The 287-nt window shown below is 43.2% G+C and carries 1 pseudogene; it reads right to left on the bottom strand.

Going from position 1 to position 287, the window contains the following annotated elements:
• Positions 1–287 (bottom strand): annotated as a pseudogene (locus tag HC175_RS23315) (alanine--tRNA ligase); the annotation flags it as partial.

Genomic DNA, 287 nt, shown 5'->3' with positions numbered 1-287 from the left:
ATTGTCGACCAGCGGAAGTCTTTCAGCAATTCTGGAATTAACGAACTTCTCTACCTGCTGCAGTTCTTCCGCAGAAACTTTGCTGAAATGAGAAAAGTCAAATCTTAGATAATCACTTTGCACCATAGAACCTTTCTGCTCCACGTGTGTTCCCAATATTTTACGAAGCGCCTGATGTAGCAAATGAGTGGCACTATGATTGGCAGCTGTTCTTGCTCTTTGTACTGCATTCACTTTAGCCGATAAGGTCCCGGAAAGATCATCGGGTAGTTCTTTGGAAAGGTGAA

The organism is Salinimicrobium oceani (genome assembly GCF_012037645.1).
This window is presented reverse-complemented; position numbering and strand designations above follow the sequence as displayed.